The 15,742-nt window shown below is 28.7% G+C and carries 18 protein-coding genes; 11 read left to right on the top strand and 7 right to left on the bottom strand.

From position 1 onward, the window contains the following. Nucleotides 1-9 precede the first annotated feature (9 nt). Genes sppA through aroQ form a run of 3 tightly spaced genes read right to left on the bottom strand, consistent with a single transcriptional unit; the run spans nt 10 to nt 2,632 of the window. Nucleotides 10-900 carry a signal peptide peptidase SppA gene (sppA, locus tag FDK22_RS02800; protein WP_138151363.1) on the bottom strand — a complete coding sequence of 297 codons (891 nt, stop codon included), beginning with the start codon at nt 898-900 and terminating at the stop codon, nt 10-12. Further along, nucleotides 893-2,122, bottom strand: coding sequence for an aminofutalosine deaminase family hydrolase (gene mqnF, locus FDK22_RS02805; RefSeq protein ID WP_138151364.1), 1,230 nt, complete (start codon nt 2,120-2,122; stop codon nt 893-895). The genes sppA and mqnF overlap by 8 nt, the downstream gene beginning before the upstream one ends. 21 nt (nt 2,123-2,143) lie before the next feature. Continuing rightward, nucleotides 2,144-2,632 carry a type II 3-dehydroquinate dehydratase gene (gene aroQ, locus FDK22_RS02810; RefSeq protein WP_138151365.1) on the bottom strand — a complete coding sequence of 163 codons (489 nt, stop codon included), beginning with the start codon at nt 2,630-2,632 and terminating at the stop codon, nt 2,144-2,146. An 83-nt stretch (nt 2,633-2,715) separates the two neighbouring features. Here aroQ and FDK22_RS02815 point away from each other — a divergent pair, with 83 nt between their 5' ends. From FDK22_RS02815 to FDK22_RS02855, 9 genes are all read left to right on the top strand, one after another. Further along, a complete protein-coding gene (locus tag FDK22_RS02815) occupies nt 2,716-3,741 on the top strand; it encodes a M24 family metallopeptidase (RefSeq protein ID WP_138151366.1) in 1,026 nt (341 codons plus the stop codon). A gap of 63 nt (nt 3,742-3,804) precedes the next feature. After that, nucleotides 3,805-4,281 carry a 2-amino-4-hydroxy-6-hydroxymethyldihydropteridine diphosphokinase gene (gene folK, locus FDK22_RS02820; protein ID WP_138151367.1) on the top strand — a complete coding sequence of 159 codons (477 nt, stop codon included), beginning with the start codon at nt 3,805-3,807 and terminating at the stop codon, nt 4,279-4,281. A 57-nt stretch (nt 4,282-4,338) separates the two neighbouring features. After that, on the top strand, nt 4,339-5,439 hold the full coding sequence (gene mnmA, locus FDK22_RS02825; protein ID WP_171012899.1) for a tRNA 2-thiouridine(34) synthase MnmA: 1,101 nt from the start codon (nt 4,339-4,341) through the stop codon (nt 5,437-5,439). A gap of 16 nt (nt 5,440-5,455) precedes the next feature. Continuing rightward, nucleotides 5,456-6,493: a tRNA 2-thiouridine(34) synthase MnmA gene (gene mnmA, locus FDK22_RS02830; RefSeq protein ID WP_138151369.1), complete on the top strand. Its 1,038-nt coding sequence runs from the start codon at nt 5,456-5,458 to the stop codon at nt 6,491-6,493. Between the two features lie 74 nt (nt 6,494-6,567). Further along, nucleotides 6,568-7,500, top strand: a complete 933-nt coding sequence (locus tag FDK22_RS02835; RefSeq protein WP_138151370.1) for a ribose-phosphate pyrophosphokinase — start codon at nt 6,568-6,570, stop codon at nt 7,498-7,500. 72 nt (nt 7,501-7,572) lie between these two features. Then, nucleotides 7,573-8,652, top strand: coding sequence for an OmpA family protein (locus FDK22_RS02840; RefSeq protein ID WP_138151371.1), 1,080 nt, complete (start codon nt 7,573-7,575; stop codon nt 8,650-8,652). A 125-nt stretch (nt 8,653-8,777) separates the two neighbouring features. Then, nucleotides 8,778-10,565: a translation elongation factor 4 gene (lepA, locus tag FDK22_RS02845; protein WP_138151372.1), complete on the top strand. Its 1,788-nt coding sequence runs from the start codon at nt 8,778-8,780 to the stop codon at nt 10,563-10,565. A gap of 239 nt (nt 10,566-10,804) precedes the next feature. Next, nucleotides 10,805-11,374: a phosphoribosyltransferase gene (locus tag FDK22_RS02850; RefSeq protein WP_138151373.1), complete on the top strand. Its 570-nt coding sequence runs from the start codon at nt 10,805-10,807 to the stop codon at nt 11,372-11,374. A gap of 84 nt (nt 11,375-11,458) precedes the next feature. Next, a complete protein-coding gene (locus tag FDK22_RS02855) occupies nt 11,459-11,707 on the top strand; it encodes a hypothetical protein (RefSeq protein ID WP_138151374.1) in 249 nt (82 codons plus the stop codon). 84 nt (nt 11,708-11,791) lie between these two features. Here FDK22_RS02855 and FDK22_RS02860 read toward each other — a convergent pair whose 3' ends face one another. The 4 genes from FDK22_RS02860 to FDK22_RS02875 are packed head-to-tail and all read right to left on the bottom strand — an operon-like array spanning nt 11,792 to nt 14,143. Next, on the bottom strand, nt 11,792-12,823 hold the full coding sequence (locus FDK22_RS02860; RefSeq protein ID WP_138151375.1) for a sensor histidine kinase: 1,032 nt from the start codon (nt 12,821-12,823) through the stop codon (nt 11,792-11,794). Next, complete coding sequence (locus FDK22_RS02865; RefSeq protein WP_138151376.1) at nt 12,810-13,454, bottom strand: response regulator transcription factor; 645 nt, start codon at nt 13,452-13,454, stop codon at nt 12,810-12,812. The genes FDK22_RS02860 and FDK22_RS02865 overlap by 14 nt, the downstream gene beginning before the upstream one ends. Nucleotides 13,455-13,463: 9 nt before the next feature. Then, complete coding sequence (locus tag FDK22_RS02870; RefSeq protein ID WP_138151377.1) at nt 13,464-13,718, bottom strand: hypothetical protein; 255 nt, start codon at nt 13,716-13,718, stop codon at nt 13,464-13,466. Then, entirely contained in the window at nt 13,715-14,143 is a 429-nt protein-coding gene (locus FDK22_RS02875) for a hypothetical protein (RefSeq protein WP_138151378.1), read from the bottom strand. Before FDK22_RS02875 ends, FDK22_RS02870 begins: the two co-directional genes overlap by 4 nt. Nucleotides 14,144-14,273: 130 nt before the next feature. Between FDK22_RS02875 and hisH the strand changes: the two genes are divergently transcribed. Both hisH and hisA read left to right on the top strand, forming a co-directional pair. Then, nucleotides 14,274-14,888: an imidazole glycerol phosphate synthase subunit HisH gene (gene hisH / locus FDK22_RS02880; RefSeq protein ID WP_138151379.1), complete on the top strand. Its 615-nt coding sequence runs from the start codon at nt 14,274-14,276 to the stop codon at nt 14,886-14,888. 128 nt (nt 14,889-15,016) lie between these two features. Next, nucleotides 15,017-15,730, top strand: coding sequence for a 1-(5-phosphoribosyl)-5-[(5-phosphoribosylamino)methylideneamino]imidazole-4-carboxamide isomerase (gene hisA, locus FDK22_RS02885; protein WP_138151380.1), 714 nt, complete (start codon nt 15,017-15,019; stop codon nt 15,728-15,730). Nucleotides 15,731-15,742 lie beyond the last annotated feature (12 nt).

Genomic DNA, 15,742 nt, shown 5'->3' on the forward strand with positions numbered 1-15,742 from the left:
CCTTTTTTATTAATAAGCTTTTAATCCACTTGTAAATAAAACACTGAAGTTTGTTACTGCTTCTTGCATTATTTTGTCAAGGAATTTGTCAAACTTATCCTCTTTTTTCCAAATTGGATTTTTAACTTTTGAAAGTTTTATTATCTCATCTTGTGCAAAACTAAGTGTTGATACCTCATCAACCAATCCAAAATCTTTTGCTTGTCCTGAAGTAAAAATATGAGCATCTGCAAATTGAGTATGATTCTCTTTTTTCAATTTTCTTGCATTTGCTACATCAGTTATAAACATATCATATGTATCATTAATAACTTTTTCTAACTCTTCTCTTTCAAAATCTGCCCAAGCTCTAGTTGGAGTTCCTACTTCTTTATATTTTCCAACTTTAACAGTTTGTGTTTTAACACCAATTGTTTCCATAAGCTCTTCTACATTTGTTCCTTGAAAAATCACTCCAATAGATCCAATCATAGCTCCAGGATTTGCAATAATTTTATTTGCCCAAATTGATGCATAATATGAACCACTTGCCATAACACCACTTGCGTATGCTACAACAGGTTTTAATTGTCTTAATTCTTTAATAGCATAAGCTAATTCAACTGAAGGAGCAACAGCACCCCCAGGAGAGTTTACAATCAAAAGAACACCTTTTATATTATCATTCTTTTTTGCTTCATTTATTTGTTGCAAAACCTTATCAACGCTTAAAATAGGCCCTACAAGTTCTATTTTTTGTAAATTTGCCATTTCAAAACTTTCGCCATTTATCGTTGACTGATTTGAACTTGAAACAAAAAAATAAACTATAGTTAAAAATACTACTGTTTTAAAATATTTAGTAATAAAATCTAATATAGCAATAATCGGATAAAAAAGTTTTTTTATTATATCAATCATCTAAACCCCCAATAATTGTTTTTTCCACAAATTTAGTATGAAGAATTACACTCATATATAAGTCTTCTTCATCCTCAACCATATCTGGTAATTTAATACATATTATATCTGCATCTTTATCTTTTTCTAAAACACCTTTATTTAAACCCAATGAATCACTCCCATTTTTAGTAGCAGCTTTTATTAATATTTTTGATAACTCAATTATATTAATATTCTCATGAACCATTAAAGCGTTTCTTAACTCATCAAACATAGATAAAGAATTATTTGAACTAAGTCCATCAGTACCAATTGAAAAAGGTATCTCTTTATTTATTAACTTACTTAAATCAAGTTTATTGTTATTTAAAAATCTATTTGATGTTGGACAATGATTTATAATTGCCCCTAACTCTTTAATTTTTTCTAAATCATTTTCACTTGCTTCTACACAGTGAGTAAAAGAAAGAGTATTAAGATTTTTAAATTGTTCTAAAAACTCCATAGGTTTAGTAACAGCTTTTTCTTGACCTAAAAAATTTTTAAAAAACTCTAAAAAACCACCTTCATCTTTATGTAACCATTCAAACTCTTCAGGTGATTCTAAAAAGTGTGCACTAACACTTAGATTTTCTTCTTTTGCTATTTTCAATGTTTCTCTAATTAGTATTGGATGAACTGAATAAGGGGAATGTATTGCAATGGCAGGAATAAAATTTTTGTTTTTATTTTTTTTAGAAGTGTTTAATCTTGCTTTAAAATCTGCAAAAAGATTATCTATCATCTCTGCTTTACTTCCAATAACTTCATTAAAAAAAACAGTATTTATAGAACTATTAAGACAAGCTTCTATCTCTAATCCATATGAAGATATCGCTCCAATAGTTGTAGTACCTGTTTTTTTCATCTTTGCTAATTTTTTACTAATAAGATTTGTATTTGCTTTTTCAATCAAAGTTTCTCTATTTTTTATAACAGAGTTTAGCCACAACATAAAATTTCCATATTTTAATGTTGTATTATTAGATGAAAATTCTAAATGTACATGTGAGTTAATAAGACCTGGCATTAATACAGAGTTTTCACCTAAATCTTCAATTTCAATATTTTTATATTTTTCTTGGATAATTTCTTTTGAAGCAATTTCTATAATTGTTTTATCATAAACAATAGCACCATCTTTGATGATGGTGCTATTTGCATCGCAAGTAATAACCCAAGATGCACTTAATATTTTCATATTTATATGTTGAATAAAGATTTAAGCTTGAGCTTGTGCTTCAGCTTGTGCTTTTTGTTGAGCTTCAACAGCTTTAACTTCTGAAATAATTTGAGTTAAGGCAATAAGACCCATATGGTAACTAAATGGACCAAACCCTGTAATTACACCAGTACTAGCTCCTGCAGTAATTGATTTTTGTCTATACTCTTCTCTTTTGTAAATATTTGAAATATGAACTTCAACAGTTGGAAGGTTTACTGCACTTAAAGCATCTTTAATAGCAATTGATGTGTGAGAAAATGCTGCTGGATTAATTAAAATTCCATCAACTGTACCTAAAGATTCTTGGATTCTATCAACAATTTCACCCTCTAAATTAGATTGAAAGAACTCTAATTCTACACCATTTTGTTGTGCACTTGCTTTCATTTGTTCATGGATTTGTTCTAAAGTCATTGGACCATAAATATGTTGTTCTCTTACACCTAACATATTTAAATTTGGACCTTGGATAACTGCAATTTTCATTTTATATTTTCCTTTTATAAATTTTAGGTAAGATTATATTGAAATTTTAGTTAAAGTAACTAAAGAACGATAAAAGGATTAATATGAAAAACTATATATTACTAAATGAAAATGCTGTTTTTTATGAATGTGGTTTTTCTTGTGACAATGTTGTATTTTTAAATTTAAATAATGAAAAATATTTTATAACAGATGCAAGATATACAGTTGAAGCAAAAGAGTTTACTAAAAACTGTGAAGTGATTGAGAGTTCAAATTTAATTGAAGATACAAAATTACTATTGAAGAAAAATAAAATTAAAAAAATTGTTTTTGATCCAAACGATTTTAGACTTTCATTTTATCAAAAATTGACAAGTGAATTAAAAACTGAATTTAAAGCCCAAGAGAATTTTTCAAAGTTAAAAAGAATTATAAAAACTGATGAAGAGATAGAATACTTAAAAAAAGCCGCACAAATTGGAAGAGACGGATTTAAACAACTTGCAAAATATATTGGTAAAAATGGATTTAATGAAGAAGAAAGCTTTTTACATTTTAAAGCTATTGAGAAAATGAGTTCATTTGGAAAATATGATTTAAGCTTTGACCCAATTGTTGCGATAAATGCAAATGCAGCAAAACCCCATGCCCTACCAACTTCAAAAAGATTAAAACTCAATAACTTAATACTTGTTGATGCAGGGGTAAAATACAAAAGGTATTGTTCAGATAGAACATGTACTTCAAATGCCAATTTTGAGAAATTTTCTTTTAAAAGAGAGCAAAAATTCAAAAATAAAAAACATCAAAAAATCTATGATTTAGTTTATAAAGCCCAATTAAATGCTATTAGTAAAGCAAGGGTTGGGATGAAAGCTTCCCAAATTGACAACCTAACTAGGAGTGTTATTGAAAAAGCAGGATTTGGAAAATATTTTGTTCATAGTACTGGTCATGGTGTAGGACTTGATATTCATGAATTTCCAAATATCAACTCTAGAAGTGATGTAATTATTGAAGATAATATGGTTTTTACCATTGAACCAGGAATCTATTTACCAAAAGAGTTTGGTGTTAGAATAGAAGATACTGTTGTTATGAAAAATGGTAAAGCATTAATACTGTAAATTTCAAAATTTACAATATTTATACTTGACTTATTTAATAAGTTTACTTTTCTAAGGAGAAATTTGAAAAAAAAATTGCGAGATGATTTAACTCTTTTTAAAACCTCTAATTTTCCAAAAAAATTTAAATCACAATCAAATAAAAAATATCAGGTAACTATTGGAATTGGGGGAAATATTGGGGACACAAAAAAAATATTTGATAAGTTAATCTTATCTTTAAAAGGTGACTCTCGATTTGATTTACTTATAACTTCCCCACTTCTTCTTAATCCCCCCTTTGGATACCTAGAACAAAATGAGTTTTTAAATGGTATAATAATACTTAAAACTAATCTATCACCAAATGAGTTTTTAAAAAACATGCATAGATTAGAAAAGAGATTTGGAAGAAAGCGGTCCTTTCAAGATGCGCCTAGAACCTTAGATATAGATATAATCTTTTTTGATAATAAAAAAATTAATACTAAAAAACTTATTATCCCTCACAAAGATTGGGCAAATAGAGAGTCTGTGCTTATTCCTTTAAAACATTTATAAAAACAACTTATTGTTGTAAATACAGTTCTTAAAATAGAACTTTTTTAAAGGTAAATTATGAAAAAAAAGAAAATAGTTGTAGGAATGTCAGGTGGTGTTGATTCTTCAGTTACAGCACTATTATTAAAACAACAAGGGTACGATGTTGTTGGTCTATTTATGCGAAATTGGGAGTATGGAATTAAAGGTAGCCAATGCCCTAATCGTATTGAATTTGAAGATGCAAAAAAAGTTGGTGCCTTAATAGGAATTGAGGTAAAGGGTAAAGATTTTGTTGAAGAATATAGAACCAAAGTATTTGATGTATTTTTAGAAGGTTTAAAAAAAGGTCTTACTCCAAATCCAGATATTTTATGTAATCGAGAAATTAAATTTAATGTTTTTTTAAATGAAGCAAAAAAAATGGGTGCAGATATGATTGCAACAGGGCACTATGCAAAAATTGCTTTTTATAAAGACCACTACGTTCTTGATACTCCAAAAGATAGTTCAAAAGATCAAAGTTACTTTTTACATGCCTTATCAAGTGAACAATTATCACATGCTATGTTTCCACTAGGTGATTTAACAAAAAAAGAAGTTAGAGAAATAGCTAGAGAACATAATCTTCCAGTAAGTGACAAAAAAGATAGTACAGGTATATGTTTTATTGGTAATCAAAGATTTGATGATTTTATTACACAACATCTAAAAGCTATCCCTGGTGATATGATAGATGAAAATGGAAAAGTTTTAGGTAAACACAAAGGTCTTATTTGTTACACACTAGGACAGAGAAAAGGTATTGGTCTTGGTGGTATTAAAGATAATGAAGGTGAAAACAACACCCATAAACCATGGTTTGCAGCTAAAAAAGATATTGAAAACAATACATTAACAGTTGTACAAGATACAAATCATCCTTTACTTATGAGTGAATATACAGAAGCTAGTCATATGCATTGGGTATTAGAAGAGGCACCTAATGTTGGTGATAAATTAATGGCACAAGTTAGATATAGACAACACAAACAACCTTGTACAGTAATTGAAGCAGATGAAAATAGAGTTTTAGTTAAATTTGATACTCCACAAAGAGCTGTTACATTAGGACAAAGTTTAGTTTTATACGATGGAAACTATTGTCTAGGTGGTGGATTTATAAGTGACTATAAGTAAGTAGGATTAAATGGATATGGAAAAAAAGAAAGTAATGGTAGGTATGAGTGGAGGGATTGATTCTTCTGTTACTGCTTATATGTTACAAAAAGATGGATATGAAGTTGAAGGTTGTTATTTAAAGCTTCATGATAGAACAGATGGATATCATGAAAAAAATATACAATATATTGAAGATGTAGCAAAATTTCTTGGGATTAAATATCATATTTTAGATTTATCAGATGCTTTTTCAAAAGAGGTTTATGATTATTTTGTTGATTCATATTTGGAAGGGACAACCCCTAACCCATGTGTTAAATGTAATAGGCAAATCAAATTTGGAAAGATGTTAGATTTTGCAAAAGAACAAGGTGCATCCTATTTAGCAACAGGGCATTATGCAAAAACTGATGGTAAATTTTTCTATGAAGCGGAAGATAAAACAAAAGACCAAAGCTATTTTTTATCTCAAGTAGATAAAGAAGCATTACCGTATATGATGTTTCCATTAAGCAAAAGAAAAAAAGAAGATATTATTGAATTTGCAGCAAAACTAGATTCAGCTTATAAAAGAATTACAGAAAAAAATGAATCACAAGAGATATGTTTTGTTGAAACAGTTTATACAGATGTTGTTAAAAGACATGCAAATATCGATATTCCAGGAAAAGTTTTAGATGAAGGTGGAAATGAGATTGGTGAACATAAAGGTTATATGCATTATACAATTGGAAAAAGAAGAGGATTTACAGTTCATGGAGCACATGAACCCCATTTTGTTACAAAGCTAAATCCTGAAAACAATACTATCGTTGTAGGTAAAAAACAAGCCTTAGAGATAAATGAAGTTAAAATTGAAAACCTGAATATGTTTATTGATGAAAAAGAGTTTAAATGTACTGTAAAACTAAGATATAGAGCTGTTTCAACAGCATGTAAAGTTAAACTTGAAGAAAACACAGGAACAATTTATCTAGAAGAACCAGCTTTTGGTGTAGCGGCTGGTCAACTTGCAGTGTTTTATGTGGGTGAAAAAGTAATAGGAAGTGGTTGGATAAAAAGTGCAAAATAAAGCAACTAAATTTTGTATAAGATAAATTTAGATAAAATCAGCACAATTTACACAATCACACAAGGAAAAATCTAATGGCGAAATTTAAACTTTTTAGTGGTACTGCCAACCCTGAGTTTGCTAAAAAAGTAGGAAAGTATCTTAATGTAAACGTTGGTGGGGCATCTATAAATAAGTTTAGTGACGGTGAAATATCTGTTCAAATTCATGAAAGTGTTAGGGGACAAGATGTATTTATCGTACAACCGACTTGTGCTCCAACAAATGATCATTTAATGGAACTACTAATTATTGTAGATGCACTAAAAAGATCAAGTGCTAAATCTGTTTCTGCAGTTATGCCTTATTTTGGTTATGCAAGACAAGATAGAAAAGCAGCACCAAGAGTTCCAATTACGGCAAAACTAGTTGCAGATATGCTTGAGACTGTAGGAATTGATAGAATTATTACTATCGATTTACATGCTGCTCAAATTCAAGGTTTCTTTGATATTCCAGTTGATAATCTTTATGGTTCAGTATTATTTGTTGATTACTTAAGAGCTAAAAACTTAAAAAATCCAATCATTGCATCTCCAGATATTGGTGGTGTTGCAAGGGCTAGATCTTATGCGGAAAAACTAGGATATGACTTAGTTATCGTTGATAAAAGAAGAGAAAAAGCTAATGTTGCTGAAGTTATGAATATCATCGGTGAAGTAAAAGGTAAAGATGTTATCCTTGTTGACGATATGGTTGATACTGCAGGAACTTTAGTTAAAGCAGCTGAAGTTTTAAAAGCTAAAGGTGCAACTTCTGTTATGGCATGTTGTACACACGGTGTATTAAGTGGACCAGCTTTTGAAAGAATAAACAGCGGTACATTAGATGAATTAATAATTACTGATACAATACCAATGCATGGTAAATGTGATAAAATCACAGTTTTAAGTGCAACAAAAATTATTGGTGAAACTATTAGAAGAATCACTAACAATGAATCAGTAAATTCTATTTTTATAGATTAATTTTAATAATAAATTTAATATTAATTTATTTTAGTTATAATTTAAAAACACACAAAAAAACAAAGGTAGAATATGAAAAAAATTGTTTTATCAGCAGCACTTTGTGCTTCTATGATGTTCGCAGCAAACAGTGACTATAAATATGAAATTACTCCAATGATAGGTGGAACTTATTCAGAGGGTAACTTAAACTTTGATGATCAAAACTATGCAAATGCAGGTTTAGGATTAGGATTTAATTTAGATGATTCTATGTTTGATCAAGTTGAATTAGGTCTTTTAAGATCTTTTGAAGATGTTGACTATGACAATGGATCAGATACAGGTGTAACTAGATTTTTTACAAACTTAGTAAAAGATTATGGATTAAATGATTCAACTTCTTTATATGCATTAGTTGGTGCTGGTGTTGAATGGTTTGATGATGAGCAATTTAATAATGAAAATGGATTATTTGCTAACTACGGTGTTGGTATCAAATATAAAATTTCTGAAGCAATGGCTTTAAAAGCTGACATTAGACACTTAGTTTCTTTTGATGGTGGAGACAACAACCTTCTTTATACAGTTGGTTTAGCAATTCCATTTGGTAAAAAAGCAGCTCCTGCACCTGAACCAAAACCAGAGCCAAAACCAATGGATTCTGATAACGATGGTGTAATTGATGCAAATGACCAATGTCCAAATTCAGCTCCTGGTGCAGTTGTTGATGCAAAAGGTTGTGAAATTGATACTGATGGAGATGGTGTAGTTGATTCAAAAGACAAATGTCCAGATACTCCAAAAGGTAACATTGTTGATGAAAACGGATGTTCTTTAAAAGTTGACTTAAACATTAATTTTGAGACTGACTCTGCAGTAATTAACAATTCATATGATTCAAAAATCAAAAAATTTGCTGACTTTATGAAAGCTTTCCCATCTGTAAAAGGAAAAATCGAAGCTCATACTGACTCAGTTGGTTCTGAAAAATACAACCAACAATTATCAGAAAAAAGAGCAGCATCTGCAGTTAAAGCTATTGAAGCTTACGGTGTTGAAGCTGATAGATTAAATGCAATTGGATATGGTGAAACTAAACCTAAAGCATCTAATGATACTGCTGAAGGTAGAGCTGAAAATAGAAGAGTTGAAGGTTCAATTCAACAATAATTTATTTTAAATTTTAGATTTTAGGCTTTTGCCTAAAGTCTAAAAAAACTTACTTTTTTTTCTTAACTCATTACTAACAATTTTTTAGATATAATCGCGAACTTAATAAACATATAGGAATAACCTTGCAAAAAAATATTAGAAACTTTAGTATTATTGCTCATATTGACCATGGTAAATCAACTCTTGCAGATAGAATTATTCAAGAGTGTGGAGCTGTTACAGATAGAGAACTTACTTCACAGATGATGGATACAATGGATATTGAACAAGAGCGTGGAATTACAATTAAAGCTCAAAGTGTAAGATTAAAATATGTAAAAGATGGTGAGACATACATCTTAAACCTAATTGACACTCCAGGTCACGTTGACTTTTCATATGAAGTGAGTCGTTCTTTAGCTTCATCAGAGGGTGCACTTTTAATTGTTGATTCAACACAAGGTGTTGAAGCACAAACTATTGCAAATGTTTATATTGCACTTGACAATGATTTAGAACTATTGCCTGTTGTAAATAAAATCGATTTACCTAGTGCCGATCCAATGAGGGTACTTGAAGAAACAGAAGAAGCAATTGGACTTGATTGTACTGAACATAATCTAATCTCAGCAAAAACAGGTCTAGGAGTTAAAGAGTTAATTGATTCTATTGTTGATAGAGTTCCTGCTCCAAATGGTGATGAAAATGCACCAACAAAAGCTTTAATATATGATTCATGGTTTGATAACTATCTTGGTGCCTTGGCGCTTGTAAGGGTTTATGAAGGTAGTATTAAAAAAGGTCAAATGCTTAAAATGATGAACACAAAAGTTGAACATCCAGTATTAGATTTAATGTACCCTCACCCAATAAAAAGAGAAAAAACAACTGAAATACAAACAGGTGAAATTGGGATTGTTGTTCTTGGTCTTAAAACTTTAGATGGAATTGCAGTTGGTGATACGATGACTGATGCAAAAAATCCTACACAAGAACCAATTGATGGATTTGAACCAGCAAAACCATTTGTATTTGCAGGACTTTATCCTATTGAAACAGATAAGTTTGAAGATTTAAGGGAAGCATTAACTAAATTACAATTAAACGATTCATCAATCTCTTTTGAACCTGAATCTTCAGCAGCACTAGGAAGTGGATTTAGAACAGGTTTCTTAGGAATGCTTCATATGGAAGTTATCAAAGAAAGATTAGAAAGGGAATTTAATCTTGACTTAATAGCAACTGCACCTACAGTTGTTTATGAAGTTTTAAAAACTGATGGAGAAAAGTTAACTATTGAAAATCCATCGGAACTTCCTGAACCAAACTATATTGATACTATTTTTGAACCTTATGTAAAAGCAACAATTTTAGTTCCTGATGAATTTTTAGGAAACGTAATTAAATTGTTAAATGATAAAAGAGCTATACAAAATAAAATGGATTACTTAGGGAAAAGAGTTCTTTTAGATTATGATATCCCTATGAATGAAATTGTTATGGATTTTTATGATAAATTAAAATCAACTACTAAAGGTTACGCATCTTTTGATTATGAACCAATTGAATTCAGACCTGGAAACCTTAAAAAACTTGATGTAAGAGTTGCAGGGGATGTTGTTGATGCCTTATCAATTATTGTTCCAGAAGAAAAAGCAGTTTCAAGGGGTAGAGAGTTTATCAAAGCCTTAAAAGAGTTAATCCCTAGACAACTATTTGAAGTTGCAATTCAAGCATCTATTGGAAATACAATTATCGCTAGAGAAACTGTAAAATCAATGGGTAAAAATGTTACTGCTAAATGTTATGGTGGTGATATTACAAGAAAAAGAAAGCTTTTAGAGAAACAAAAAGCTGGTAAGAAAAGAATGAAAGCAATAGGAAAAGTAAACGTTCCACAAGAAGCTTTCATGGCCGTGTTGAAGATTTAATTTTTTATAAATCTTCAACAAACATAATTAAAATCTAAAAATTCCAACTTTCATCAAATGTGAGCATTTAAAAAATAGCGTTAAGATAGTTTATAGATATTCGTAAAAATTTAAACTGTTTGAGACGAAGTCGAGTTTTTAAATTTTAGAATATTAAAAAACTATTAGCGTAATTTTTTATCTCTGCTCACGCTTTTTTGTATACTTTTTTCTAAAAAAAGTATATAATATTTTCTATTATGAAATGTTTATCCTGTGAAAACTTATCTTTTCAAATCATTTGTAAAACTTGTCAAAAAAATCTACTAACACCCTCTTTTCATAAAAGAGAACTTGAAAAAGATTTTTTCAATTATTCATTTTATTCATTTAGTGAAATAGAAGATTTAATTTCCTCAAAATATTATTCCCATGGAGATAGAGTTTTTAATACCTTGGCAAAACTCTCATTTAAAAAATTTGCACAAAACTTTGTATTTGATGAGTTAGTTTACTCTATAGGTATTGATGAACATACCCGCCATGAGTTTTCTCAAACAGCTATTCTTTCCCGTCATTTAAAATCAGAATTTATCAAACCTTTATATTCTAAATTAATAGCAACAAATATAGTTAAATATGCAGGTCATGATTTAGAATTTAGGAAAAAAAATAAAAGAAAATTTAAAACAAGTCTTACAAATAAAAAAATTATCCTAGTTGATGATATGATTACAACAGGAACTACAATATTAGAAGCAAAAAAAGTTTTGGAAAAAAGAAACAATAAAGTCCTATTTTCCCTTACTTTAGCCGATGCAAAACTATAAAAAATCGATTTTTATTTTAAACTTACACTTAACTAACACTACAAATATATAATTCCATACATCTAAACTAAAAGGAGATAAAAGATGAATTTAAAAAAGAATTTAGCAATTCTACTAATGGTAACTGCGACTACAGTATTTGCAGCTACAGGACTAGAAGGTATTAGTATGTTAGTTGAGAAAATCAATAATACAACTAATCAAGAGGAAAAAGCAAAGTTGCTTGACAAACTTGATGAAGAGATTGGTCAAGTTGAGAAAAAAGATCTTAAAAAAGCACATGAGTTAGTTAATAAAAATTTAAAAACTACAGAAATAACAAAAAACAACTAAACTCATTCCCCATTCTTTCCATAAAAAAATTAAGTCCATACAAGAGGTACAGATTACCATATAGGTAATCTGTATACTCAAAAATTAAAAAGATAATTCTACAATTGTACCTTTTCCAAGTTCACTTTTTATAAATATATTAATATTTAAAATATCGCATAATTGTTTTACAATACTTAGCCCCAAACCTAATCCACGATCATTTTCTTTATAATATCTTTCAAAAACTTTTTTTGTATTTTTAATTCCAATTCCTGTATCTTCAATAATAAGTTTTTTATCTTTTATTGTGATATATATTTCACCATTCTTTTTGTTATATTTAGAGGCATTGGTTAATAAGTTATCAATAATCCTATCAAGTCCATTTTTATTACTATCTACAACAAAACTTTTTACATTGTTGATAAATTTTATATTAGGATATATCTTTTTTAATATTTCAATTTTATTATTAATTAACTCAGAAACATCAACTTTTTCATCTTTTGTTATATTATTAGGATTAATAAATTCTAAGTTTTTATATAAAGATGAAATGCTTTTTGCACTAAGTTCAATTCTATCTATCTCTTCAAAATCTCCCCGTCTTCTTAAAAGTTTTGAATTTAATAAAATTGAAGTTGCCGGAGTATTTAAATCATGGATTAAATCTTTTAGAAAGGTCTCTAACAAAGTTAAAGCTTCTTTCATAGGTCTTAATGAGTATATAGCAAATCCTATAGATAAAAGAAACAACAAAATAAATACTATAATTGCAAATTTCAATATCCTAAGTAATAACTCATTATAAAGTACAGTATATTTTTCTTTAGCAAAAATCACTTTTAGAAGATATGGACCTGAAGAGCTAGTTTTAAAATATGCACAAAGCCCCTCCTCACAAAAATATATTTTGAAAGTCTCTTTCTCTTTTTTATCTTCAACAATATCTAAAGAAAAAGTATCCCCTTTAAAATCAAAGGTATAGTCTTTCATTTGATAAAGAATTGTTTGATTTAAATCTTTGACTTTATCTTGATGATACATGTATAAAACAATACTTGAAAAAACCATCAAAGGTATAAAGAAAAGATAAACAGATGTAAAAAAAGATTTCTTTTCATAATTTTTCAAGTTTATATCCTATACCTTTTGTATTTATAATATCTATTTCCAAAACCTTTTTTAATTTACTTATTAAAACACGAAGTCCCGCTTCACTAGGTTTATTCATATAATCAAAAAAAGAAGATTTACTAACAGTCATACCAATATTTCTTATAAGTAATGAGAAAATATCTTTTTCTACATTTCCCAAAGCAAGCTCTTCATTTCCTTTTAAAACTCTATTTTCAAGTAAATCAAAACTTATATCTTTATATATAAGCGTTGGATTTTTTCTTTTTAAAGTTGCTTTAACTCTTGCTAATAATTCATCTATATCAAATGGTTTTTTAATATAATCATCACAACCACAATTAAAACCATCAAGAACTGATTTTGTATCTATTAAAGCTGTGATAAAAAAAGTTGGTGTATTATCCTCAGCTTCTCTTAATAGGTTTAATAAATCTTTCCCATTTAATAATGGTACATTTATATCAAATAGATATAAATCGAATCTATTTTCATATGTATACTCAAGAACTTCTTCACCATCAATTGCAAGAGTTACATCATAGTTTTCTTGTTCTAAAATCTGTACCATAGTTTGAGCTAAAATAGTGTCATCTTCTAAAAGTAAAATTTTAATTTTTTTATTCATCAGGCTTCTTTATTTAGATAAAGGGATATCTTTATAAGGTTTATTAGGTAACTTTTCTTTTGCTTTTAAAATAGCATTAGCTTCTTCACGTTTTTTAATATTTTCTTGAGCTAACTTTTTTTTAAGTTCTTCAATCAATTCTTTTTTCTCTTTTGGATTAGAGGCATGATTAACTTGTTCAAACAATTTATCCACCTCTTTAACTTCTCCAAATAACACAGTTACTAAAAAAAACATAAAAGCAGAAATTTTTAAAAGATTCATTTGTTATCCTTTTTTTTTGCTTCAATAGTTTTAATTTTTTCTTTTATTTCATCAAGTGGATTTATTTCAAAATCATTTAAATCACATTTATATTTTTTTGCTAAATTGTACTGTTTTTTATAAGAATCAAGTGCAGCATTAATGTTTTTGGAAAATGGTGTAGGTGATCTGTTTTCAATCAAAAAAACTTGCGCCTTTGCACCTATATCATCCCCTTGAATAAAATAACCTTTTTCAAACTCATTAAAAATATATGTTGAAGCATGTGTCATAATTTTTATATGATTATGACAAAACTTATATATAGGTTTTTTATCTACTACTTTTGGGGAAACTGTTGGTTTTTTATCAATTTGTTGATAGCTACATCCTGTAAATACAACAATAAAGCATATTAAAAAATATCTTTTAAAAGATATATCCATATTTTTATTCCTTTCAAATAAAATTATATTAAAAATTATATTAAAGCTCAAAAAAAATTTAATTCTTCTTTTTAACTCTATGCAATGAAACTTTTTTGTATAATATCTTCTTTTTAATAAAGGATTATATGTGATTGGAATTATCGATTATAATATGGGAAATTTAGCAAGTGTATACAATGCATGTAGTTTGCTTGATACAAAAGCTTCATTTGTAAAAAACCCTGAAGATTTAAAAAACTTTGATAGGGTTATATTACCTGGTGTTGGAGCATTTGGTGATGCAATGGAACACTTAAATGAAACAGGGATGAAAGAAGCGATTTATGAATTTGCTAAAACAGGTAAACCAATGATTGGTATTTGCTTGGGTATGCAATTACTTTTTGAAAGCTCTGAAGAGTTTGGGAAAAATGAAGGTCTTGGACTGATTGATGGAAATATTATAAAATTTGATAAATCAAAAATGCATGAAGATACAAAAATTCCTCACATGGGATGGAATGTGATAAAAACACAAGATGAACATACTTTATTTGAAGGGTTAAAAGACCCTTACCTTTATTTTGTACACTCTTACCATGCAGTAACAGATAAAAAAAATGTTATAGGGACAACTGAATATGGATATGAGTTTGTAAGTGCTGTACATAAAGAAAATATCTATGGTTTTCAGCCACACCCTGAGAAATCACACGATAATGGTCTTAAAATATTAAAAAACTTTATAAATTTAACACATTAAAAAATAAGGCAAACTCGTTTGACTCTTTAGAGTTTGCTTCTTTAAATAGAATTTACTTCTATTACCAAAAGAAGTCATAAAATAATTTGGTCCCTTAAAAAATGGGACATTTTTAAAGGAAAACAAATATGGATATTTTACCAGCAATCGACCTAAAAGATGGAAAAGCTGTAAGATTAAGTAAAGGACTTATGGATAGTGCAAAAATCTATTCAGATGAGCCATGGCAAGTAGCAAAAAGATTTGAAGAGTTAGGATCTAAGTGGGTTCATGTGGTTGATTTAAATGGAGCATTTGCAGGTGAACCAGCAAACTTAGAACAAATCAAAAAGATAAAAGAAAATTGTAATCTAAAAATTGAAGTTGGTGGTGGAATTAGAGATGAAGAAACTATCAAAATGTATCTTGAACTTGGTATTGATAGATTAATTCTTGGAAGTATTGCAGTAAAAGATCCACAGTTTGTAAAAGATATGGCTTCAAAATATCCAATTGCTGTTGGAATTGATGCAATGAATGGAATGGTTGCAGTTGAAGGTTGGGCAGAAGTTTCAACTATGAAAGCAACTGATCTTGCACGTGAGTTTGCAAATGCAGGTGTTGAAGCAATTATTTGTACTGATATTTCAAAAGATGGAATGCTTTGTGGTGTAAATGTTGAATTTACTGAATCAATTGCCCTTGCAAGTGGTGTTGATACAATTGCAAGTGGAGGAGTAAAAGATATCAATGACATTACAAACTGTCAAGCAAATGGAAATATTGCTGGTGTAATTGTTGGTAAAGCATTTTACGAAGGAACTTTAGACTTAGAAGAAGGGTTTAAAGTTTTAGAAAACTAATAAGCATTTTAA

The organism is Arcobacter arenosus (assembly GCF_005771535.1).
GTDB lineage: Bacteria > Campylobacterota > Campylobacteria > Campylobacterales > Arcobacteraceae > Halarcobacter > Halarcobacter arenosus.